Genomic DNA, 22,133 nt, shown 5'->3' with positions numbered 1-22,133 from the left:
CTATTTTGATTTAATAACATAGGTTTTGGCAATACGATCGTGCAGTGAGCGCTGTTTTTTCATATCATCGGCGAGCAACACGATTAAATCGGTAATGACTAGAACAGTGCTCAAGCAGCTGAACACATTTTGGGCAGGATAGGTTTGGGCCACCAAAGTGCTAAACTCCCAAAAGCTGTTGATATCCATGAGCGCTGGGTTATGGTAGGCCATATACTGTATAGGGATAAGAATTGTCGAGGGAAGGATAAAGATCAGGCTTCTGATGATCGATCTTTGAAAATCAATTTGATTGAAACTGTAATCCGTTACTTTTAGATTCGTGGCCATTTTTCCAAAGGTGGCGCCATACTTATATTCAAAATAGGGTTTGTACAGCAATCCTAAAATTGTGATGAGAAGATAGACCCAAAAACTTTTGAAATGCAGAAAGTTAATATAGTTAAGGCCCAGAGAGATTGGGGCTATGATCAAAATGTCTAAAAAATAGGCGCCAAAACGTGTCCAAAAGTTGGCGTATTCTATTTTGTCTTCCTGAACGGTATCGAATGACATCGAAATTGTATTTTTTAATTACCGTTCGAAAGTACAAAAAGGTTTGGTCTTACTGTTTCAAGATATTATGAAGTTGTTTCGGGGAGAGATACTCAAAATACCTATCGCTTATCTCAAATTTTTCATCGAGCAATACCATTGCCGGAAGTGAAAACGGACGGTTTTCACGTGAGGCCAAAAGCAGGGGAATCTCATGGGTCGGATTTCTGGTCTTGCCAAGCTGTTTGTTTGTAAATAACTTGCCATCAAATTGAATCGAATCGGTGGTTTCTGCATTCATCTTAACGGCATAGTATTCAGCATGTAACTTCGAAATCACCTTTGAATCCTTAAATGCGGCGTGGTCCATTTTTTTGCAATAGGTACACCAGTCGGCATAAAAAGTAATAAATACCTTTTTGGGCTTTACGTTCAAAGAATCTTCCAGTTGTTCAAAACTGAGCCATTGAATTTCTTTTTCTTGGGCCGAAATCTCAGTTGGCAAAAAAAGAGGTGCCAATAAAAGTAAGATTCCTAAAAGGAAACGGGATCTTATGGTATTTGGCAAACTGTTTTTCAAAACAGGTCTTGTTTTAATGAAGCTTTCCAAATTTTAGGCCAAAAAAGAAAGCACGTGGGGTATCAGGACCATAGATGTAATCGGAATCCCGTCCTGGACCGACATCAAAATCATCTTGAAAACTATTAAAAATATTGGTTACTCCACCAGAAAGTGTGACCATAAAAGAGTCGCTAAAGTCAAAATGCGTTTCCAACTTAATGTTCATATCAAAAAATGAACCCGAATCATTCAGCTCTAAAAACCCGGTATCGCTGATGACCCTGGGTATGGTCATATTGCCGGTATACGTGCCCGTAATATCCACATTGAATTTTTCACTTTGAATCCAAGTTGTGTTCAAATAGCCATAAAAGTTGGGCACGCGAACGAATTCATCAATAATGATATCACTTTCCCCAGGTGTTCCATCGCTTTCAAAAAGCAGTTGAGGTTCATTCCATTCGGTTTTCTGCAAAGTACCGCCCAATTGAAAACGCCATTCAGGGTTTGGTGAAATGCCCAATTCAAAGTTTGAGCCATAAACACGGGCCCCTTCTCCATTTCTGACCTCCTCTAAAATGGAGCCATTTTCTAAAACAGCACCGGTACTGACCAATGTGAAAGGATCTTCCAAAATAGTGAAGAATCCTTCCAAAAGAAAATCAAATTGTAATAGATCTCTAGTTTTTGAATAGTTTAAAGAACCGGTAAATGCATTTGAGAATTCCGTATCCAGGTCATCTGACAATATGACGAACTGTGGTTCACCGCCCACACTAGAAATGTGAAGGTCTTCGTTGAAGGTTTGCGGGGCACGAAAACCACGGGCATACCCTCCACGAAGGCGCCATTCTTCCGAGAGTTTATAAGATAGGGTAATTCTGGGGGAGAGGGCTGTTTGGCTTAAATCCAAATCCCTTGCAATACCGCTCACAGAATAATCTCCTTTCACGGTAACATTGTCTAATCGGGCACCCAATAGCGCAGAAAAGTTGTCTGAAGGCTTCCATTCATATTGGGCATAACCACCCAAGATATTCACGTTTTGGTCAACGATCCGATTGTAGCCTAGAACCATATCTTCGGTGTCATTGATGTTATATTCCGCACCGGCGGTTAACACATCGTTGTTCTTAAAGGTCTTGGTCAATTGCAAGCCGTTCACCCAAGCAAGGTCTTTTGTCGTTCCGAATGCACCGTTGGCCAATAGGCTGTCTTGTCTAGTTCTCCCACCTCCCAATCCGCCATAATAACTATCACGATTGGTATAAGAGGCCGACGTATAGATCTGCATTTGTTGCGTACCATCTTTGCTGTTCAATTCGTAATCGACACCACCGATAAAGGTATCGTGGTCCAATTCTTCAGTAATGTCGGTAAATTGGGGGGCCAGATCTAATCGGTCGCCACCTCTTCGATACTCGCGAATTGCATTTAGGTTCACTGAAATACGACTTCTATCGGTTGGCTTTAAAAAAGCCTTGGCCCCAACGGTGGTATTGCGCAACTCTACCAGTTCGGTAAACCCATCATCATTGGCATCGTAAGACTCGCGATTTCTGTAGGCACCAAAAAGGGTGACACCACTATTAAGGTCGTCGGCAACAATTGAACTATTGAAATTTAAGATTCTATCAAGGGCATCGCCCCCGACAATGGCCAGATTGCTGCCTATTTCCCAAGTGTTCAAAATGGGATCTTTGGTAATGATATTGACGGTTCCCGCTATGGCATTGGAGCCGTATAAAGCAGAACCTCCACTACGTACCACCTCTACCCGTTCAATGATGTTGGTCGGGATCTGTTCCAGCCCGTAGACGCCAAGCAGTGAGGTAAAGATGGGCCGGCTGTTGAGTAATATTTGTGTATAGGCCCCGTCCAGACCATTCAATCGCACCTGGGTAAACCCACAGTTTTGGCAATTGGTTTCTACACGAACACCAGGCGTGAAGTTGAGACCTTCTGCTACCGTAATAGATTGAGTGGCGGTCAATAATCTGGGTTTCAAAGAAGATACGACCACAGGGGCACTTCTCCGTTCCACGCGATTTCGGGTGGCGCTGACCACCACTTCTTCCAAACCCAACGCATCTTCCAAGAGTGTGAAATCAGCGGTCAAGGGCAAACCCCTGACCAAGGTTAAATTCTTGTTTTGCGTACGATACCCTTGCGCCTGGGCTGTTAGGGTAACCACCCCCACCGGCAACTGTAATTGATATTTGCCATCTATATCGGCAGTTGTGCCTTCACTGCCTCCTTTGACATAGACGCTGGCAAAAGGCACGGGTTCCTTATTTGAGGTCACGGTTCCCGAGACCGAAACGGTCTGTGCTACGAGAAAATGGAAAGAGGTTACGGATAGGAAAAAAAAGAGCTTTTTCAAAAATGGTTATTTATAATTAGTCTAAACAAAAATAACTTAAAATATAGATGTAAAAAAAGAAATGGGGATATATCATAAATAAAATATTTAGACAAATCTAAAAATATGTTTTGACTAATAAAAATAAAAGGTATCTTTGAGTAAAATATTTTTCTTGACACGGGCTGAAGAGAACTATATCAAGACCATTTTTCATTTGGGGGGCAACAGCACAAAGTTGATTTCCACCAATGCCATTGCCGATGAGATGGATACCAAACCTTCGTCTGTGACTGACATGGCCAAAAAGCTGGCTGAAAAAGAATTGGTCCATTATAAGAAATACCAAGGGGTCAATTTGACCGATCTCGGGATAAAAACGGCACTTTCCATTATACGCAAGCATCGTCTTTGGGAGGTCTTTTTAGTCAAAAAATTAGATTTTACATGGGATGAGGTACATGAGGTCGCCGAGCAGTTAGAGCATATCAAAAGCGAGAAACTCATCGATAAGATTGATGAACTCTTGGAGTTTCCGAAATACGATCCGCACGGTGATCCCATCCCGACCAAAAGCGGCGAATTTCAAGAACGGAACAAACAGCCCTTGAGCGAGTTGCCCATTGGGGCCACTGGAATTTGTGTAGGGGTGAAAGATACATCATCGGTATTTCTCAGATTTCTTGACAAAAATGACATTGCCCTGGGAGATACGCTAGAAATACTCGAAAAAGAAGACTTTGATGATTCCCTGATTATCAAGATTGATGACCGCGAATTGCATATTTCCAATCAAATCGCTACCAATCTTTATGTTAAAAAAGAATAATAGATGGAACACGTAATTACTTATTTTGAAAGTATCAACCCTATTCTGGCCGCTTTATATGCCACTTTGTTTACATGGGGGTTGACCGCTGCCGGAGCGGGGCTGGTCTTTTTGTTCAAAAGCCCCAAACGTGCCCTGATGGACGGTATGTTGGGTTTTACCGGTGGGGTGATGGTAGCTGCCAGTTTTTGGAGCCTGCTGGCCCCAGGCATAGAAATGAGTGAAGGTGAGGGCTTTGTAAAGGTAATTCCCGCGGCGGTAGGGTTTTTATTGGGCGCCTTGTTTATTTATGGGTTAGACAAGGTACTTCCGCATTTACATATCAACTTTAAAATAGACGAGGCCGAAGGGGTAAAGACCCCATGGCACCGTACCACATTACTTGTTCTGGCCATAACCCTTCACAATATTCCCGAAGGCTTGGCGGTAGGTGTTTTGTTCGGGGGAGTGGCTTCAGGCTTTGAAGGGGCCACTATTGGAGGTGCTGTGGCCTTGGCCCTGGGGATCGGACTGCAAAACTTTCCAGAGGGCTTTGCCGTAGCAGTACCGATGCGAAGACATGGTTTAAGCCGTAGAAAAAGTTGGATGTATGGTCAGGCCTCTGCCATTGTAGAACCCATAGCAGGGGTATTGGGGGCTTGGGCCGTACTGACCTTTGAGCCCATTTTGCCCTATGCCCTGGCTTTTGCTGCTGGGGCCATGATCTTTGTGGTCGTTGAAGAGGTCATCCCCGAAACCCAACAAGACAAATATACCGATATCGCCACGATGGGTTTTATCGGCGGTTTTATCATCATGATGACCCTAGATGTGGGGCTGGGGTAGCACTTTGATGCGACCTTGACATGTGAAAAGCCAATACATGAACCAGCCCTCAGAAGAAAAGGCATTATTGATCACTCTTCGTTCAGTCCCATCCAAAATATCCCCACAGGATAGAGTTGGTAAGAGGCAATTTGTTCTTTCACAAATGGCAGATCGTCTATGATGGCCTTTGCCCCTTCTTCTGAATCGGCATTGACAAAAAACACAAAATCGGTCTTTTGGTTTTGTTTTTGGGTGCCTTCAATATCAAAATAGACGTTTTCGATGGCCCCTTCGTTGTAAAGTTCCAGTACGGCGTCATTTTGTTTTTTCGTGATATCCATGTCGGGTTTCTTGTTCGTGTTCCAAACAGCGACATATGAACTGGTCAGGCCCCTTTGTTCAATTTTCTTAGCATCTCTTTTGAGCCATAAAGTGCCAACAGGGTGTATGGTATAGGTGGCTATGCCTTTCTTCACCATCACCAAATCATTTAAAATGGCCTTTGCTGCCGTTTTATCTTCAGCTTTCAGGGTAAAGGTGATGTTTGGGAAATACGAAAACTTGTCATACTGTGCCTTGGCATCGTAATATACGTTCTCTACGGTGCTGTCTTTCCATAGGGCCAATAATTGGTCAGACTGCGGTACGGTATTCTCCATTACGAGCTTTTCATCTTGGGTCGCCCAATTGAATACCACTGCATAATTCTGTGTGCGAACAAATGGTTTTTCGTTGGAAGCTTTATTTTCCATTTGTGAGCCATCCGGCTCCTTTTTTTCTCCTTGTTTGCATCCTGAAAATAAGAACAATACGAATAAAAATGCGATATTTTTCATGAGCGTCGTGTATTGATGATTTTTTTGATTTTCCATATGAATAGTTGTTTTATCTAAAGGCAAATTCTTCATCATGAATGTGTTGCTGTTTCACCCCTTCTAGTCTGAGCTGTTTGGCAATGTTCTTTTTCAAGGCTTCGGGGCCACAGATGAAATACGATTTCTCTTTTGGTTTTCTGATGCTCATATCATCTACATTGATATGTCCCCGTTTTTTTGATTCCCACAGCACAAACTCTAGCAAGGGGTTCTTTTCAGCGGCAATTTTTAGTTCATGTTCAAAAGGCGCCTCGTTCTCATCTGAGACACACCAAAAAAGGGTGACCTTTTGGGTATAGTAGTCTTTGATCAAGGATAAAAAGGGTGTGATACCTATTCCACCGGCTACCCATACCTGTTCACGTTCTTTTGAATATGCCGTGGAAAACTTACCGTATGGCCCTTCCACTTTTGCCTTGTCACCTATTGATAGCTTGTCGGCCAGGCCATTTGTGTAATCTCCCAATCCCTTGATGGTAACTTTTAGGTTGTCTTCATTCGGATGACTACTGATGGTAAAGGGGTGCTGCTCTCTTTTGCTGATCGCGGGAAAGGTGAAAAAAGCGAATTGGCCCGCCTTGAAAGCCAATTTTTTGTTTTCGGGAACCATTTCGATTTCCACAATATCACTGCCCAAGTCTTGAACTGATGTTACCGTGTAGTCCATTTTTTTGTTGAAGGCCCTGAACAGAAATGCCCGGTAGAACCAAGCCATAATACCGATAAAGGCCATACCAAAAACATAGACCCTTGTAATGGGCAGTTCTTTGATGAGGCTGTCCACCAAAATACCGTGAATTACGCCCATCACGTAAAAGATGCCCATAAGCTTGTGAAAGTTCACCCATTTATGGTAGGGAATCTTTCTTTTGAATATGGGTGCTGCGGAAAGCAACACCCCGATAAGGATTAAAATTAGGGCATAAAACCCAAGGGGTTTTCCGGGGTTGAATTCTGCGGCTCTTGGCACCACCACAAAATGGGCAAGCAAAAGAAATACGGCTATGATTCCAGATCTTCTATGGATCAGGTACATCTTGTCAAGCCCGCCGAAAAGATTTTCGACCCAGCGGGCACGAGTGGCCATCAAAAAGTTGAAAGCAAAGACCGTGACTACCCAAGAAGAGAATACCTCACCCAAAATACGATGCGGATTTTTCCAGCTCACATTGGTAAGCTCGCCAAAGAACATCGTATCCGACGATGTTTCCTTGAAGGAGCCCTCGTAAAAATAGAGGTCAATGGCCCAAAAAATAAAATGGATGCCGACGATAATGGGAAAATAGATTTCCTGCTTCAAATGGCGCATGGCTAAGTTTTTGCCAAACTTAGAGCTTGCCTATATTGTTCAATTGTATAAATTGGTCATTTTTGCCCTGGTACAATGAAGTAGGGGTATGGCCCGTATGCTTTTTGACCTCGCGTATAAAATGGGCCTGATCAAAGAAGCCCTTTTCAGGAAAGAATTCACCTTCCCGTATCTGTAGATAGGCACGGTAGCACTTTTGTACATTGAGATACTTTTTAAGGGTGGTTCCGACATACTTGTTCATGTAGCGATTGATCTGTCGATGTGACCAGTAGATTTGGTCGGCCACTTCGTTGGCCTGAATATCTTTGTAATTGCTATAAAGAAATTGACTTAATCTTAGGCGGTTGCCCAGAATTTGTTCTTTCGGCGGAAGTCTCTTCTTTAAGATTTTCTCGAATTGCTCGGCCACGTTCCGTAAAGAACCAAACTTGAGGGAATCTATGCCCAAGTAATCAGTACCCAACTGTTCCACCGTGTTGAGAATGGATTGTATTTCCCTTTTTAGAATGTACTCAGCGGCTATTATTTTGAACTTTATGCCATAGGTGGTCACCTGGGGAGGAAGTGTTATTTCCACTTCGTTGACCCAAAGACCGGTAAGAAAATAAGCGATGATGTTATCTTCTTTCAGCTGAACGATCAATTTAAAGTAACCATCTGGGCAAATGGTCATCTTTTCTGGGGCATCAGAAAGATTCTTCGATTTAAAATACAGGGAAACAAAGTCTTCCAAATCCTCGGACGGATATAGCTCTTCGTATTGATGTATTTGGTTCGAGGCCATGGCCGGTCTTATATCGCGCCAAACATATTGTTTGTCTGGGCATGAAAATTACTAAAGTGGTCTTTTGTTAAAAGAATGCTCAATTTATTCATTTTGTCACAATGGACTTGTACCTATGACCATTGAAAGTTGGGCTGTAACATCTTAGCTATAGCCGCTCTATGGTAATTTCTTTTTTATCAAAACTATAAATGATATTTTCAACTTGATCGATTACAAATGAAGCATCTCTATCTAACTGTTTTAATTTCTCCTCTTTGCCAGAGGGAATATCCAATCGAATAACGGCCACCGTTTCATCTTCATTGGGCGCAACGATCAAAATAGCGTTTTTACTTTCTTTCCCTTTCTGAATTCTTTTGAAAACGGTTTCCAAACCTGAACTGAAGCCGAGTTCGTCTAAATTTGAAATGATTCTTTCAGGGTTCTGGTAGACCTGATAAGAGCCATAAATACTGGAACCAAAACCGGTTAGAAAACCCAAATTTCCTGAAGCGACCGCGCTGCCAACATTTTCCACGGCTTGACTGTAAATGAAATTGGTCGCTGCCCTGTAGGCCCCTAACCCCCTTTTTAGGTAATAAAAGGTTTCGCCAAAAATGGAAGATTTAGTATTGGAAGGATAGTTTTTTTCATAGACCAAATGACCTTTACCGTCAAATAGGAAGTACTTGTTGTCATGGTCTAAAAAATACCCAAACTCCCCCATCTTGATATTGGGAAGGAACCTTCCGAAATCAAAGGAATGAACAGGGGTTGGGGTCGTTTTGCTCTCATGGTTAAGCAGATAGAGATCATTTTTACTATAAACGGCAAACTGTGCCCTAATGCTGTCGTGCCAAATGCGATAGGGCGGCACCTTCAGTTTCAAATTTCTTGACAGAAAGTCCGCATCACTAAGAATAATGTCATCCCAATGCTTTTCTCCATTTGTGATGTTGATCTTGTTGGCCCTAGATGGGGTTATATATAGTGCTTCAGACCCTTTTTCAAAAAGATGTACGGGCCTTTCATCATTGGAAAGGGAAATTTTAATGGGCTTCTGCCATTTTTTTTTGCCCTTCTCATCAATATGTGACAAGAATTTTTCTTGAATCACTAAAAATCCTGTTTCAACGGGCACAATTTTTTTGATCAATGGCAGCGCCTCCATTTCGGCCCATTGTTTCTGACCGCTTTCATGAAGAATATTGAACCCGGTAGAGGTGACCGCGACGAGCTTGGAGCCATCGAAAACCATCTCCTTGATCGCCCCCCTGATTCTGGCTGCCTTTTTCCATAAGGGTTTCATGCCATTAGTGGAATAAGCCATGACCTCTGTAAACCGCATTAATTTTTCCCCTTCGTTTGCCCGGGTAAACAGGTAGACCACTTCTTTTTTTGGATCGATCGCTATTGATTCAATATTTTCCTTTTGATAGATAATTTCACCAGTGGTGCCATTCATATTCAACAAGTGGTTGTTTCGTAACCAAAAAACATTTTGGTTTTTGTCCAACAGAATTTTTTCCTTCTGAAAAAGGGTCCCCTTAAGGTTTTTGAAAAATGTAGCGTTGGTCAAATCGTTCTGCCAGCGCATTTTTTGGTCTTTATGGTCAAAAAGGGCAACCGCTAGTTTTTTGTCCTTGATGCCATCTACAAGAATGGCCTTTTGTCCAGGAATCAATAGGGTACGGTTTACAGACTTAAATCCGACCTTCTCAGAATCGAAAAGTACCTTTCCTGTGGTAACGTTCATCATTATTCGAGAGGTGCCCTTGGCATTGACGGTGTTCGAAAGTAGTTTGGAATTTACCACAGGTTTGCCCTCAAAAATGGCCAAGGGCGTAAAGGGAATCCCATAATAGGAATCAAGATCCACTTTTCCGAGTGATTCGTTTTTCCAGATGATGGTCTTGCTTTCAGGACTTATACCATACAACTCCTTTCCGGTGCGCACCAATACTATTCCCGTACTGGCGTTGATGACATTATCTTTTGCCGTATTGGACAGCGTGATCTTTACTTGGGCCAAGCTTGTGAACTGACCCAAGAAAAACAAGATTGACAAAAAGAAATGTTTTATGGCCATCATCCATTATCTTGTCTCGAAACGTACAAAAGAAAAGTCCACTGAAAAGGTACTACATTTTCAGTGGACCAGCGCTTTTACAGCGGCTGTAAATTTACTTTTTCAAGTAAGCAACAACTTCACCTATTGCGGTGTTTACGGCATCTGCTTCAAAGTACAGTTGTTGTTGATCAAAATCGTTCAGCCATTTAATTTGCTTCTCACCTTTGAGGAGTTCATAGAATTCTTTTGCGCCCTGCGGAACGGCACCACTTTCACTATGAACAATGAATACGGGTTGTTCTATCTCTTTGCCGGCCGAAATGCCGTCAAAGGTCAGCCAAGGTTCCCAACTGCTTACCGCAAATAGGTTGGCGTATTTGGGGCCGGCCGCTTTTGATGGGTTGAGGTAGTAATCAAAGGCGTTTTCGGGAACATACATCGCACTTAGCGGATCTAGTTCACTGGCCGCTAGCACGTATTCCATAACCCCGGTTTCTGCATAGTTGATTTTGGCCTCTTTGGCTGCCTGCAAAAGGCCATCGGTTCCTCCGGGGCGCATGTCGTAGATCATTCTGGCAATTTCTGCATTGTGCAACCATGGTGCTACCAGAACCAATTTCTTGATGCGTTCGTCTTGGGCGGTGGCATGGGCCATATAGCCAGAACTTGCACATACCCCAAGGCCTGTTACGTTTTCAATATCGACATTCGGGTGCTGTGACAGATAATCGACTGCCGCTTTGATATCGGTGATCTTTAGATGATAATCTTCCAAAAACCTTGGCTGGCCCTCACTTTCTCCAAAGCCCGTAAAGTCAAAGGTCAGGGTAATAAAACCATCTTTTGCCAAAAGACTGGCGTATTCATCGGGCATTTGCTCTTTGACACTGGTCCAACTGCCCGTAACAATGGCGGTCGGGTACTTTTTGCCACCATCAAAGTTGGGAGGTAGAAATAAATGTCCTTTTAAGAGCACCCCATTACTGCTAAAGGCTACTTTTTCTTGGGTAACACCACTGTCAGTTCTTGCACCGGCCGCATGTACCGAATAGATTTCCGGTTGCAGTCCGGGCCATCCGTTAAGCAGGATATCTGGATTAAAATGCTCGATAAACTTTTTGATTTTTCCATTTTCGGAAATCGTGTAGATTCCGACATAGGAGTTGTTATACGGTTTGCCTTCCCCGGTTGTGATGGTACCATTGAATTTGGCAATGATCACATTGGGGTTGGCAGTACCAAAATATTCACGGTCATATTTTTGGGTGTAGTCCATGACGCCAGTATATTGGTTACGCATGGCCTTTAGACCCACTAAGGATTTTGGAAAGTTTTTTGGCGCAAACGGCATTTCTTGTACCACATTTTCGTCTAATGAAGAAAGTACACCTTCTAGGTCTTGTTCTTCCAAAGAAGTAAAGAATTTTTCAATGGAGGCTACATTTTTTGCTTCGACCAAAGGGGGGATGGTTCCATTTTTCACATGTTCCATGGCCATCTGGGGCAATTGTCCATTTCCGGTCTGGTCATACAGGCTTAAATCGATTCGAGCCAGTTTCCATTGGCCATTTTGTTTGATAAACTCCGTATCGTAACCAACAAAAACGGTCCAGAAATCATCTTCCAGAAAATGGGTGGCAATTGCATCTAAAGTGGCCGTGGCACGATTGCCCGCAACCCAAATGGCAAAATTGTGGGGTTGATGTACAGTGCGTTCAAACCCGGGCAATAGCTGTTTCCAGCCGTTCAAAATTTCGTCTGGGGTTTTAAAAGCGGCCTCACCCCCAAGTGCACTGTAGTCTGCGTACACAGAATCGTTCATCGTGGCTTTTACGCCATCCCAATTTCGGTTGTCAGTTGCACTAAAAAGTTGCAAGAGCACACCTTTTATGGCTTTTTGTTCTTGTTCAATGGAGGGTTCCTCAATTTTCGTTTCCATGGTTATTTGATTTTCGTTCGAGTTCGTTTTACAGCCCAATGTGAAGAGGACCAGTATCATTAGTAAATTTTTCATGCCTACCTGATTTTTTAATTTGATGCCACAAAGCTAAAGAGTAGATGCAGCCTACATCCTATAGAATTCATAGCATTAGGTACAGAATTCAAAGAAAGGGTCAAAAAAGAGGGTATGGTTCCGCTACGAATGGGCTTTTCGAAATTCGGAAGGGGTCATTCCGGTTCGGGTTTTAAAGAAATTGCCAAAATGGTTCGGGTAAGAATAATAGAGTTCATAGGCAATCTCTTTGACCGAAGTGGTCGAATTCAAAAGTTTTGATTTGGCCAACGACAATATGTGCCCGTAGATATGTTCAGATGCCGATTTGTCGGTAATACGTTTTATGACCGCATTGAAATGATTGGGGTGCAAATTCACTTTATCTGCGTAAAAGCGTACTTGATGAGGATGTGATGTACCGTAGGTCTTATCTGGCTGAAATGCCAACTCCATGATTGTTTTAAAGCGACTGACCGTTTTGATATCGTTATTGCGCTGCTCGCGATCAATGGTCAGACCTTTTGATTGTGATTCGAACAAACGCCCTACTTTCAAGAGCAAGATGTTTATATAGAAACGTATGATTTCTTGACTTTGTTTCTGTTCTGCTACGAATTCAAACAGCATGTCTTGAAACAGTTTCTCCAAGACCTGTGTTTCTTCGGTAGTGATAGACAATGGCAACGTTTTATCGGATAATAAATAGGGGAAGCGTTCTGTAATTCGGTTTTTATTGGGTGGGTTGCGATAGAACTCTTCTGAAAAAATAATGTAATAACCATTCCAGTCTGGTGCGATGTCCCATTGCAGTATTTGATAGGGAGAATTGAAAAAAACGGTGGCCTTCAACTTCTCGGTGCTATAATTTCCGGTTTTGGCATACCCGCTGCCGTCCAATTTAAGGGCAATGGCATAGAATTCATGCTTGAACGGGGGCATTTTATGTTTTACCGATTTCATATTTTCGCCAAAGCTTCGAATATCAAAACCAGACCACTTTGGGGGTGCAATATTTATGGCCCTACAATAGGCTTCGAGGGTATGGTAGTGTGCTATGGCATTCATGTTCTCAATTCATGCAAAACCGCACCATAATCATATTGCAGATCTTCATGGAGCAGCATTATCTTCTTTTCGATGAACAGTAATTGCCGCTCATATAAATTGGTCAGAGTGGTATTTCTTCTTATGGCGGGCCTAAATTCACTCAGCTTTTGGCAGAAGTACAACAGAAGTTCAACTTCCGTGGCTTTGTTGCCAGAATAGCGAATGTACTTTTTGAGTATTCTCAATATTTTCCTGACACTTTTTTTGATGTAGAAATAACTATTGGTATTGATTTCTGAAAAAAGCCCGTCAACTTCTTCCTTAACGGTTTCAATATACCCCGCTTCATTGTCGGCCTCAAAGAGCAAATAGGTGAGCAGTTCTTTGTTTTCCTTTTTAAATTTGGAAAGCCGAAGGCAAAGTTCCAGCAATTCTTCTTGATTTCGGTATTGCAGTTCTTTTTTTAGCTGGGAAACGGTGGCCGCTTTCATAGGTTATCCAACGATTAATTGTTCTAAAAAGTCCCCGACAAAATAGGCGACGACCGCAGCAATTCCACCCAAGATAAGGGTTTCTAGAATTCCCTTTAGAACAGAGGTCTGGTTGACGTAGGTCTTTAACCATCCGATGACAATAAAACCGAGTGCCGTTAAAACAGATGAGATGACAAACAAGTTCTGATGTAATGGAGAAATGTAATCTACCACATAGATGAAAAGTGGAATCAGACCTATTAAAATGAATGACATATAGGTGGTGGCCCCGATCCAAAAGGGTGAGCGCTCTTCTTTTATCATCTGCAATTCTTCTTTCATCATGGTGTTTACCCAAACTTCTTTATTACTTGTAATTATGTTCACCACTTGCTCCAGTAACTCCCCTTTAAAACCCTTGGCGGCATAGATTTCGCGAATTTCCTCTTTTTCCATTTCAGGGAGGTTGTCCACTTCCCAATATTCTACCTGTTTGTGCTTATTGTAATTGTCTTGTTCAGATTTGGTCGAAAGATAGGCCCCTATCGACATGGCAAACCCATCAGCCAACAAATTGGCGAACCCAAGAATGATGATGATCGAGCTGTCCAATCCCGCACCAACAGAGCCTGAGACCACGGCAAAGGTGGTCACACAGCCATCGATGCCGCCATAGACAAATTCACCGAGGTATTTTTCGAAACGTTTGAATAAACCTGATTTGCCGTGTACGATATCTTCGTTATGGTCGATGCTCATTTACAAGGATTCCATTTCTAAGATACGAAGCTTGATCGGTGATACCAACTACTGTAGCAGTTCACGAACGGCATCCCGGGCCGAACGTGCAGCGGTATGTACCGAACTCCAATCGTCTTCTTGGGTATAGGAACAACCGGCGAAGTAAAGTTTGCCGTTTACCGATGTGGCCATTGTTCGTGAAATGGAGCTGGAAGCGTTGTCCTCTAAATAAGCGGCTCGGGCAAAAGGTTGTTCGTTCCAGTTTTGCACCAAGATATCTTGAAAGGTTTCCGATGCTTTTCCATCAAAAACCTCATCCAACTCATTCAGCACATAATCCCTTAGGGCATCTCCACTAAAACCTTGATAGACTTCGGCCTGTTTTCCAACTGAAAAAAGCCCTAAAACGTTGTCAGCTGAATTTTGCCCGTAGGCCACATCGTAATACATGCGCTGGCCCTCACTGGTTTCACTGTCATCAAACTCTAAAAAAGTAGGATAGAACTGTTCTGAAAACTTCAAGAAGATTTTGATACCGCTCCAAATAGTGGCATCGGCTATGGTTCTTTGTTTGTTATTGGGCAATGCCGGATTGAAATCGACCTGGCCCAATTGTAACAATTTTAAGGGGACGGTCAGCACCAGTTTATCCGCTTCGTACTGATTGCCATTGGTGTCACTGGCAACGACCTTGTCGCCCGAATAATCAATGGAAGCGATTTGGGTGTTGAACTGCATCTGGTTTCGGATACTGGGAACGATGTATTCCTCGAAAAAATCGAACCATGAGTAATTGATAAACTTTTGGTCGATAAACATATTGGCACTATTGCCCAATTCGGTAACGGTTAAAGTTCCATTGCTAAAAAGTCCATAGGTATCAGCCGCCACATAACGTTGGGTGATTTTTGGAATTTGAATTGATTCGTCATTTACGGTATCAGCAAAAACCGATTCGGAAACGTGTAGCCATTCTGCCCCTAGGGGAATAGGAAAATCAGTGAATGAATTATTGGTGCGAAAGCGACCACCATACGAAGTGTCGGCTTCCAATAGTTGATAGTCGATACCTTGTTGTTGCAGTAAATAGGCCGTGGCCATTCCGGCCGCGCCAGCTCCAATTATCAAAACCGATCCATCAAAATTTCCAGCTGCAATGGTGGCTTCATCATCTTCTGAGCAGGCTTGAAGGAAAGATTGGAAAGGAAGGGAAATACCGAATAGGCTACAGGCAGCGACAAATTCTCTACGATCCATAATTTTTTGTTTTACTGATTACAAAACAAAAATGGAGAAACCTTATTTTGAAACGTCCAACGAGTTTAAAATTGTGGTATTTCGGACTAACTTTTAATCAAATTGAAGTTTGAAATGATTTTTTGAAGGAGGACGGGGTCTGTCCGGTGTATTTTTTGAACAACGAATTAAATGTAGATTTTGAATTGAATCCACTTTCCAAGGCAATGCCCATAATGCTGTATTGATTGTAATCTGAATTCATCAATTTTCTTTTTACTGCCTCTATTCGATACTGATTTACAAATTCAAAGAAGTTCTTATTTTCTTTATCATTGATGATTTGGGAGAGATACCCCGGACTTATCGCTAGTTTTTCCGCTAAACCGGAAAGGGTTAGTTCCGTATCGGTATACACAGATTCTTCTTCCATTAGTTTTAAGAGGTTTTGATGGTATTCATCGGTTTTCGGTGACAACTTTTTTGAAGGGCCCAAGACCTCCTTTGTTTTTTGGTAAGGAACCACTTTGAACAGCGGATATTGTAAAATGACAAAGTAGCCCATCCAGAAAAGAAAAAGAATCATTCCCAAAGAAACAAAGGTGTAGGTGCCTTCATTTTCATATCCAAGAATAAACTGGATATGGCTGAAAAGCCAGATGATCATAATTACTAAAACAATGGCAATAAGGTTTCGCAACCAGCGCAAGCTTTTTCCTGAAATGGAGGAATAATTGTCAAGTAGAAATTTTTGATAGAGGTTGATCTTGTGGATAGCGAAACAGGGGAAGATTATACCAGCGATCAAACCTATGGATTCTTCTGTGATCAACAACAGATATTCCGCGGGAGCAATGAAAGCATCATTTAAAAAAAGATTGACAGGGATATAGGCCAACTCGATAACCAGCTCCAAAACGATGGGGACGTACCATAATCGCTCCCATTTCTTCAATTGACCCAAGGGATCAATTAGGAAACGAACAAAGAAGTAAAGCCCGATCGGAATTGCAGTTCTTATATAAATGGGTGCATATTGAACGAGCAACGGCAGTTGCTCCTCTTCATAGGAATAGTAAAAAAAGTCATAGCAAACGATAATGGATACGGCAAGGAGTGCCAAGGCTAAAAATCCATTGCTTTTGGATGCAAGGCTTTTTTTAAAAAGCAGAATGGCGGCCAAAAATACGCCGTGGAGGCCGGCCATGATGTGCACGGCACTCAAAAAACCATATGTGTAGTTTTCGTCCAAGACCTAATGACCGTTAACTCCTCAAATAACTCGCCCCATTCACGTCTACGATGGTGCCAGAGGAATATTTCGCGCCTTCAGAGGCCAAGAACACTATGGCATGGGCCACCTCTTCGGGTTTCGCCATACGCTTGAGGGGCGATTCTGCCATAAGACGATCCCTTTCTTCTGGGCTAAGGGCATGGGCGCCCATATCGGTATCGGTAAAGCCTGGGGCAACCACGCCCACAGCGATGTTATGTGCAGCCAATTTTTTGGCCAGTGATTGGCTCATGGCATTCAAGGCTGCTTTACTGGCCCCGTAGGCAGGGGCATTTGGTTCGCCACGAAAGGCCCCTCTTGAAGAAACATTCACGATACTACCACCACCTGTTTTCATCATGGCCCGTGCTGCCCAATAGCAAAGATCGGCTACTGCGAATAGATTGGTCTCAAAAGTGCCTTGCCAAATGGTTCTCCATTCTTCGAATTCGATTTCATCGATCTTATGGGGTACAAAGATGCCCGCATTGTTGACCAGCACATCTAACCGCCCGAAAGTTTTGATGAACTCTTCAATGAGCGTTTGGCAATTTTCGTTTTGGGCTATGTCTTTTTGAAAAAGTTGATGCCCTTCACCCGATAACGCGTTCAACGTATTCTGGGCTTCTTCCATATTGCTTCTAAAATTGAGTCCGACCTTGGCCCCTTTTTCGGCAAAGGCCAGAGCGGTGGCCTTGCCTATGCCTCGAGAGGCGCCGGTGACCAATATGTTTTTGTTCTTAAAGTTCAACATTATTTAAATTTATCTGCTTATCAACGGATACTTCAAAAGAATTTAATCATTGGTTCAGTTTTTTCAGCTCTAGGTCAATTTGTTGCTTTAACTCCTCGGCCCTTTGTCGAGTACCTTTCCAGCGGAGTATTTGTTCTTGGTTTGCGCCAAATTTCATCAGTACCATTTTCCAATAGTCTTTGTTTTTGGTGAGTTGGTACACATTCAATTCTTCTATTATGGAAATATCCTCCACATCCATTCCCAACATGGTAAACCCTTCTTGGTTGAGATATACGTGTTCTATCAAAAGCGGGGTGATGAACTCATCAGTGATCTGTCGTGCAGTACCATCGATATAAGACTCCTTGACGTTGCGGTAATAGTTAAAAATACGCTGCCGCAAGGGTTCATTTTGAATATAGCTCATCTTGCCAGAAGAAACGGCTTCATCAAAAATACCGCTATTGCTTTTGAAGTATTGGTCGAAAACAAATTCATATGACTGCCGAATGAATTGTAGGGCATTGATGCTGTCGGGTGCTCTTAAGAGTTGTACCAGGCTATCGAGCCGTTTGAGCCTTTCTGTGGTCAGTCTGGTGTTGTTTTCTATTTGTAGCATATCCAATTGCACTTCTTGAGAAAGATTTGAAAGCAATACCCATTCTTTTTTGCGCTCTTTTTGGTACTCGCTATAGTTGTTGATCTGTAAAGCGATAAGAATGCCGATGACCACCAAAATGATTTCGCCAACGGCATAGAGCAGGTATTTTGGAAACTTGTTTTGGGCAATTAATGACCGACGGATCTTTCGGAAGAATTTGATCATGAAAATGGGTGATTTCCCATAAATATAACAAGATATGACCCAATTTTTGACGATTGGCGAATGGTTGTTGAAATCGATGGTTTCCATTACCTTTAAAGACTTCAAAATACATAATCATGCGTACCCTTTTTTCGTTGCTCTGCTTCATCATTTTAATGCAGTTTTCCAATGCCCAAAACCCCGATTTTTCATATCTCGACATTTTTGACCTGCAATATGTCTCAGATCCCCAAGTGTCTCCCAATGGTGAGTGGGTGGTCTATCGCCGAATGGGCTTCGATGTCATGGGGGATCGTGCCAAGGGCAATCTATGGCTGCTTAAGGCAGATGGCAGTGAACACCAAAAGCTGACCTCAAGGGAAGTCGATGAAAGCGGCCCAAGATGGTCACCTTCGGGAGATAGGGTTGCCTTTACCAGTACAACGGATGAAGGTTCTGAAATATACATGTACTGGCTAGGGTCGGGGAAATTGGCAAAACTGACACAACTACCTTTTGGGCCAAGTGCATTGACGTGGTCACCAGACGGACGCCAAATCGCATTTTCAATGAATGTAGCGGCCAAAGCTCCTGTCATTGCCAAAATGCCCAAGGCCCCAAAAGGGGCAAAATGGGCCGATGCACCGCGAATTACGGATCGGGTCTACCATGAAGCGGATGGCCGTGGTTATATCAAACCGGGCTTCAACCATATTTTTGTGATGCCTTCAGATGGTGGGGCACCAAGGCAGATCACCTCAGGTGATTGGCATCATCGGGGCACGTTATCATGGGCGCCAGCAGGGGATAAAATCTATTTTTCGGCCAATAGGCTCAAAGATTGGGAATACCGTTTTCGCAATAGTGAAATATATGCCGTAGCTATAGAAAGTGGAGAAATCGAGGCCTTGACCGAAAGGGACGGACCAGATTATGATCCGCAGGTTTCACCAGACGGAAAGTCGATCGCCTATTTGGGGTATGGCGATAAAAAACAGGCGTATCAGGTCAGAAAACTTCATATCATGAACAGTGATGGAACCGGTAAAAGGAGTATTTCAGATGATTTGGATAGAAGTATTTCCAGCATTCAATGGGATGCCAAAGGAAACGGACTCTATTTTAACTACGACGATAAGGGAAATGGAAAGGTTGGTTATATTACCCTATCTGGCAAGGTGACCAAACTGGCCGATAATCGTGGAGGAACCACTCTTGGGAGGCCTTATGGCAGTGGATCGTACAGTGTGTCGAAGAACGGTACGGTTGCCTATACCTATGCTACACCTGCGCATCCTGCTGAATTGGCCCTTTTGGGCCCAAAAACGAAAAGCCCTAGAAAAATGACCAATTTAAATAGCGGTTTGTTGAAGTATAGAACGCTGGGCAAAGTAGAAGAGGTTTGGTATACATCAAGTGTCGATAATCGTGACCTACAGGGGTGGGTGGTTTATCCGCCCAATTATGATGCCTCCAAAAAGTATCCATTTATGGTGGAAAATCATGGGGGACCGATTTTGAACTATGGCGATCGTTTTTCCATTGAAATGCAGCTATATGCTTCTGCCGGATATATTGTGTTTTACCCCAATGCAAGGGGCAGTACCAGCTATGGCGAAGCGTTTGGTAACCTTTTGTACAGAAACTATCCTGGAGAAGACTACAATGATGTGATGGATGGGGTAGATCATTGTATTGAGAAAGGCATTGCCCATGAAGATCAGCTATTCGTGACTGGAGGAAGTGCCGGCGGTATCATGACCGCTTGGATGATTGGCAAGAACGACCGTTTTGAAGCTGCGGTCGTTGCTAAACCGGTGATGAACTGGATTAGCAAGACCTTGGTGGCCGATAATTATTTCGGGTACGCCAATTCACGCTATGAAGGTCAACCTTGGGAGAACGTCGAGCACTACTGGAAATTTTCGCCGATTTCCCTTGTTGGAAATATAGAGACCCCAACAATGGTCATGGTGGGCATGAACGATTTACGAACACCGCCCAGTGAAGCCAAGCAGTTGTACCATGCGCTAAAATTGAGGAAAAAAGAAACTGTTTTGGTCGAGATTCCAGGTGCCAGTCATGGCATCGCGAACCGACCCAGTAATCTGATCACCAAGATTGCCCATACGGTAGCATGGTTTGATAAGTATCGGACGGATAAGGAGCCAGATGACAAAAAGTAGAAAAAAGCATTGGTTTTGGAATCTTTTGATCGTACTGACCATCATTTTCTGTATGGCAGCCTTTGTGATCCATTACAAAAACTACTCTAGCATCGAAGAAGGCAAGTTCAAAATATACTCAGGGATCTATCGGCAACAGCTACCCCTTTCAGAAATGGACAGTATTTCATTCGTCAAGAGAATACCTGAAATGGAACGCCATAACGGTTTTTCATGGTTGGCCCGTGAAAAAGGGGTGTTCAAAGATTCGTTGACGGAATCAAGGGTGTATGTGTTCGTCGATGATCTGAGGCAACAAAAAATCAGAATAGTGCACCATGACTCGCTCAAGCTTTTTCTCAATTTTACCGACAGCCTTGAAACGGCAGAGCTTTATGAAACCTTGAAGTTGGCCATCGATCCAGAAGAGTAAAGCGAGCTTTTGCGACATCCAACAATATACATTTGAACGTATACTTTTTTGGTAAAAATTGAGTTTGCATCTTTGTACTGAAACCATTTGAAAAATGAAACACCTTTTTCTTTTGATCATGTTATTTCCGGCCCTGCTGTTTTCACAGAACGAGATTTCTGTTGAGGTACACGGCGTGCCCTCTTCCAAAGGAAAGATCAGTGTGGCGGTCTATGACTCTGAGGAAGGTTTTTTGAAGTTTGACCACGTATTCAAATGCGACAGTATCGCCGCCAAGAAAGGGATTACCCGTCTATCGATTAAGAACCTACCAAAAGGGGAGTATGCCCTGGCCATTTTTTATGACGAGAACGGAAACAATATACTAGATACCAATTGGTTGGGCATACCCAAAGAAAAAGTAGCCTTTTCGAATGCCAAAATGAAAACTTTTGGTCCACCAAATTTCAAGGAATGCGCCTTCTTGGTCAGCTCTGACTATGAGATAAGCATCGAACTTTAATTTCTTGGGACTCGCAAGACTGTTTTGTTGATTGCGTTTGCGGGCGGCCTATCGTTTTTCCCTTTTGTTATGGAAATGCCTTATATCGCTATTCGATTTTCTCTGGTTTTATTTCATCATAGAACCAAGGTGTATGTTGGTTGGTCACCGCCATCCATTTCCATTTTTCGTTTTGTTTTTGGGCGTGCAAGGTCATTAGCCCTATTTCCCTGATCAGCGTGTCCGCCGCATTTTGCTTTCGAAACCAAAACATTTTCCAAGAGTAATATGCAAGCGCATTGTTGGGGTCTAAAACCCGTACCTTCGGTTTGCCGGCTTCATAGTAATAATCAAGGGAATCGTTTTCAGATAACATATCGTGAAATTTTTTCACCTCGCTTTTGCCCTCAAAAAAGTAGCCTTGTGAATTGATCCAGGTTGCATCTTCAGTGAACTGTGACATCGCCAAATTCATATCTTTTTTGATCATGGCTGCTTCACGTTCTGAAATCATTTTGATGAGTGTCAATGAATCTTTCCCCGAAGATTTTTCAATGGCGCTTTGTTTTTTTTGGCAAGAAACCATCATCAAAACAATTGCTGGTGCCAGACAAAAAACAGCTTTCATT

Annotated in this window: 21 protein-coding genes; 5 read left to right on the top strand and 16 right to left on the bottom strand. The window is 42.8% G+C overall.

Annotated features, from left to right (window positions below):
• The 3 genes from L0P89_RS06405 to L0P89_RS06395 are packed head-to-tail and all read right to left on the bottom strand — an operon-like array spanning position 1 to position 3,479.
• A complete protein-coding gene (locus tag L0P89_RS06405) occupies positions 1 to 555 on the bottom strand; it encodes an RDD family protein (protein ID WP_235267579.1) in 555 nt (184 codons plus the stop codon).
• Positions 556 to 604: 49 nt separating this feature from the next.
• Positions 605 to 1,114 carry a thioredoxin family protein gene (locus L0P89_RS06400; protein WP_235267578.1) on the bottom strand — a complete coding sequence of 170 codons (510 nt, stop codon included), beginning with the start codon at positions 1,112 to 1,114 and terminating at the stop codon, positions 605 to 607.
• Between the two features lie 13 nt (positions 1,115 to 1,127).
• A complete protein-coding gene (locus L0P89_RS06395) occupies positions 1,128 to 3,479 on the bottom strand; it encodes a TonB-dependent receptor (RefSeq protein WP_235267577.1) in 2,352 nt (783 codons plus the stop codon).
• Between the two features lie 154 nt (positions 3,480 to 3,633).
• Here L0P89_RS06395 and L0P89_RS06390 point away from each other — a divergent pair, with 154 nt between their 5' ends.
• Complete coding sequence (locus L0P89_RS06390; RefSeq protein WP_235267995.1) at positions 3,634 to 4,287, top strand: metal-dependent transcriptional regulator; 654 nt, start codon at positions 3,634 to 3,636, stop codon at positions 4,285 to 4,287.
• 3 nt (positions 4,288 to 4,290) lie between these two features.
• On the top strand, positions 4,291 to 5,112 hold the full coding sequence (locus tag L0P89_RS06385) for a ZIP family metal transporter (protein WP_235267576.1): 822 nt from the start codon (positions 4,291 to 4,293) through the stop codon (positions 5,110 to 5,112).
• A 71-nt stretch (positions 5,113 to 5,183) separates the two neighbouring features.
• On the opposite strand, the gene L0P89_RS06380 is transcribed toward L0P89_RS06385, so the two are convergent.
• The 12 genes from L0P89_RS06380 to L0P89_RS06325 form a co-directional block, all read right to left on the bottom strand.
• Positions 5,184 to 5,930 (bottom strand): hypothetical protein, encoded by a 747-nt coding sequence (locus L0P89_RS06380; RefSeq protein ID WP_235267575.1) that lies wholly within the window; start codon positions 5,928 to 5,930, stop codon positions 5,184 to 5,186.
• A gap of 49 nt (positions 5,931 to 5,979) precedes the next feature.
• Positions 5,980 to 7,278 carry a ferric reductase-like transmembrane domain-containing protein gene (locus tag L0P89_RS06375; RefSeq protein WP_235267574.1) on the bottom strand — a complete coding sequence of 433 codons (1,299 nt, stop codon included), beginning with the start codon at positions 7,276 to 7,278 and terminating at the stop codon, positions 5,980 to 5,982.
• 19 nt (positions 7,279 to 7,297) lie between these two features.
• On the bottom strand, positions 7,298 to 8,065 hold the full coding sequence (locus tag L0P89_RS06370; RefSeq protein ID WP_235267573.1) for a helix-turn-helix domain-containing protein: 768 nt from the start codon (positions 8,063 to 8,065) through the stop codon (positions 7,298 to 7,300).
• 148 nt (positions 8,066 to 8,213) lie between these two features.
• Complete coding sequence (locus L0P89_RS06365; protein ID WP_235267572.1) at positions 8,214 to 10,115, bottom strand: PQQ-binding-like beta-propeller repeat protein; 1,902 nt, start codon at positions 10,113 to 10,115, stop codon at positions 8,214 to 8,216.
• A 115-nt stretch (positions 10,116 to 10,230) separates the two neighbouring features.
• Positions 10,231 to 12,132 (bottom strand): alpha/beta fold hydrolase, encoded by a 1,902-nt coding sequence (locus tag L0P89_RS06360; protein ID WP_235267571.1) that lies wholly within the window; start codon positions 12,130 to 12,132, stop codon positions 10,231 to 10,233.
• 123 nt (positions 12,133 to 12,255) lie between these two features.
• Complete coding sequence (locus L0P89_RS06355; protein ID WP_235267570.1) at positions 12,256 to 13,179, bottom strand: helix-turn-helix domain-containing protein; 924 nt, start codon at positions 13,177 to 13,179, stop codon at positions 12,256 to 12,258.
• Positions 13,176 to 13,652, bottom strand: coding sequence for a hypothetical protein (locus tag L0P89_RS06350; RefSeq protein WP_235267569.1), 477 nt, complete (start codon positions 13,650 to 13,652; stop codon positions 13,176 to 13,178). The genes L0P89_RS06355 and L0P89_RS06350 overlap by 4 nt, the downstream gene beginning before the upstream one ends.
• A gap of 3 nt (positions 13,653 to 13,655) precedes the next feature.
• Positions 13,656 to 14,393: a VIT1/CCC1 transporter family protein gene (locus L0P89_RS06345; RefSeq protein ID WP_235267568.1), complete on the bottom strand. Its 738-nt coding sequence runs from the start codon at positions 14,391 to 14,393 to the stop codon at positions 13,656 to 13,658.
• 48 nt (positions 14,394 to 14,441) lie between these two features.
• Positions 14,442 to 15,632 (bottom strand): flavin monoamine oxidase family protein, encoded by a 1,191-nt coding sequence (locus L0P89_RS06340; protein ID WP_235267567.1) that lies wholly within the window; start codon positions 15,630 to 15,632, stop codon positions 14,442 to 14,444.
• Between the two features lie 97 nt (positions 15,633 to 15,729).
• On the bottom strand, positions 15,730 to 16,863 hold the full coding sequence (locus L0P89_RS06335) for a helix-turn-helix domain-containing protein (RefSeq protein WP_235267566.1): 1,134 nt from the start codon (positions 16,861 to 16,863) through the stop codon (positions 15,730 to 15,732).
• Positions 16,864 to 16,876: 13 nt separating this feature from the next.
• Positions 16,877 to 17,638 carry an SDR family NAD(P)-dependent oxidoreductase gene (locus tag L0P89_RS06330; protein WP_235267565.1) on the bottom strand — a complete coding sequence of 254 codons (762 nt, stop codon included), beginning with the start codon at positions 17,636 to 17,638 and terminating at the stop codon, positions 16,877 to 16,879.
• A 46-nt stretch (positions 17,639 to 17,684) separates the two neighbouring features.
• The gene (locus L0P89_RS06325; RefSeq protein WP_235267564.1) at positions 17,685 to 18,446 is read right to left on the bottom strand and encodes a DUF6090 family protein; all 762 of its coding nucleotides are present in this window, start codon (positions 18,444 to 18,446) and stop codon (positions 17,685 to 17,687) included.
• A gap of 116 nt (positions 18,447 to 18,562) precedes the next feature.
• Here L0P89_RS06325 and L0P89_RS06320 point away from each other — a divergent pair, with 116 nt between their 5' ends.
• From L0P89_RS06320 to L0P89_RS06310, 3 genes are all read left to right on the top strand, one after another.
• Positions 18,563 to 20,611: a S9 family peptidase gene (locus L0P89_RS06320; RefSeq protein ID WP_409557565.1), complete on the top strand. Its 2,049-nt coding sequence runs from the start codon at positions 18,563 to 18,565 to the stop codon at positions 20,609 to 20,611.
• The gene (locus L0P89_RS06315) at positions 20,598 to 21,023 is read left to right on the top strand and encodes a hypothetical protein (RefSeq protein ID WP_235267563.1); all 426 of its coding nucleotides are present in this window, start codon (positions 20,598 to 20,600) and stop codon (positions 21,021 to 21,023) included. Before L0P89_RS06320 ends, L0P89_RS06315 begins: the two co-directional genes overlap by 14 nt.
• 94 nt (positions 21,024 to 21,117) lie before the next feature.
• Complete coding sequence (locus tag L0P89_RS06310; protein WP_235267562.1) at positions 21,118 to 21,525, top strand: DUF2141 domain-containing protein; 408 nt, start codon at positions 21,118 to 21,120, stop codon at positions 21,523 to 21,525.
• Between the two features lie 88 nt (positions 21,526 to 21,613).
• Here the strand turns inward: L0P89_RS06310 and L0P89_RS06305 are convergent, their stop codons facing one another.
• Positions 21,614 to 22,132, bottom strand: a complete 519-nt coding sequence (locus tag L0P89_RS06305) for a DUF4440 domain-containing protein (protein ID WP_235267561.1) — start codon at positions 22,130 to 22,132, stop codon at positions 21,614 to 21,616.
• Between the last annotated feature and the right edge of the window lies 1 nt (position 22,133).

The organism is Muricauda sp. SCSIO 65647 (genome assembly GCF_021534965.1).
Lineage (GTDB): Bacteria > Bacteroidota > Bacteroidia > Flavobacteriales > Flavobacteriaceae > Flagellimonas_A.
This window is presented reverse-complemented; position numbering and strand designations above follow the sequence as displayed.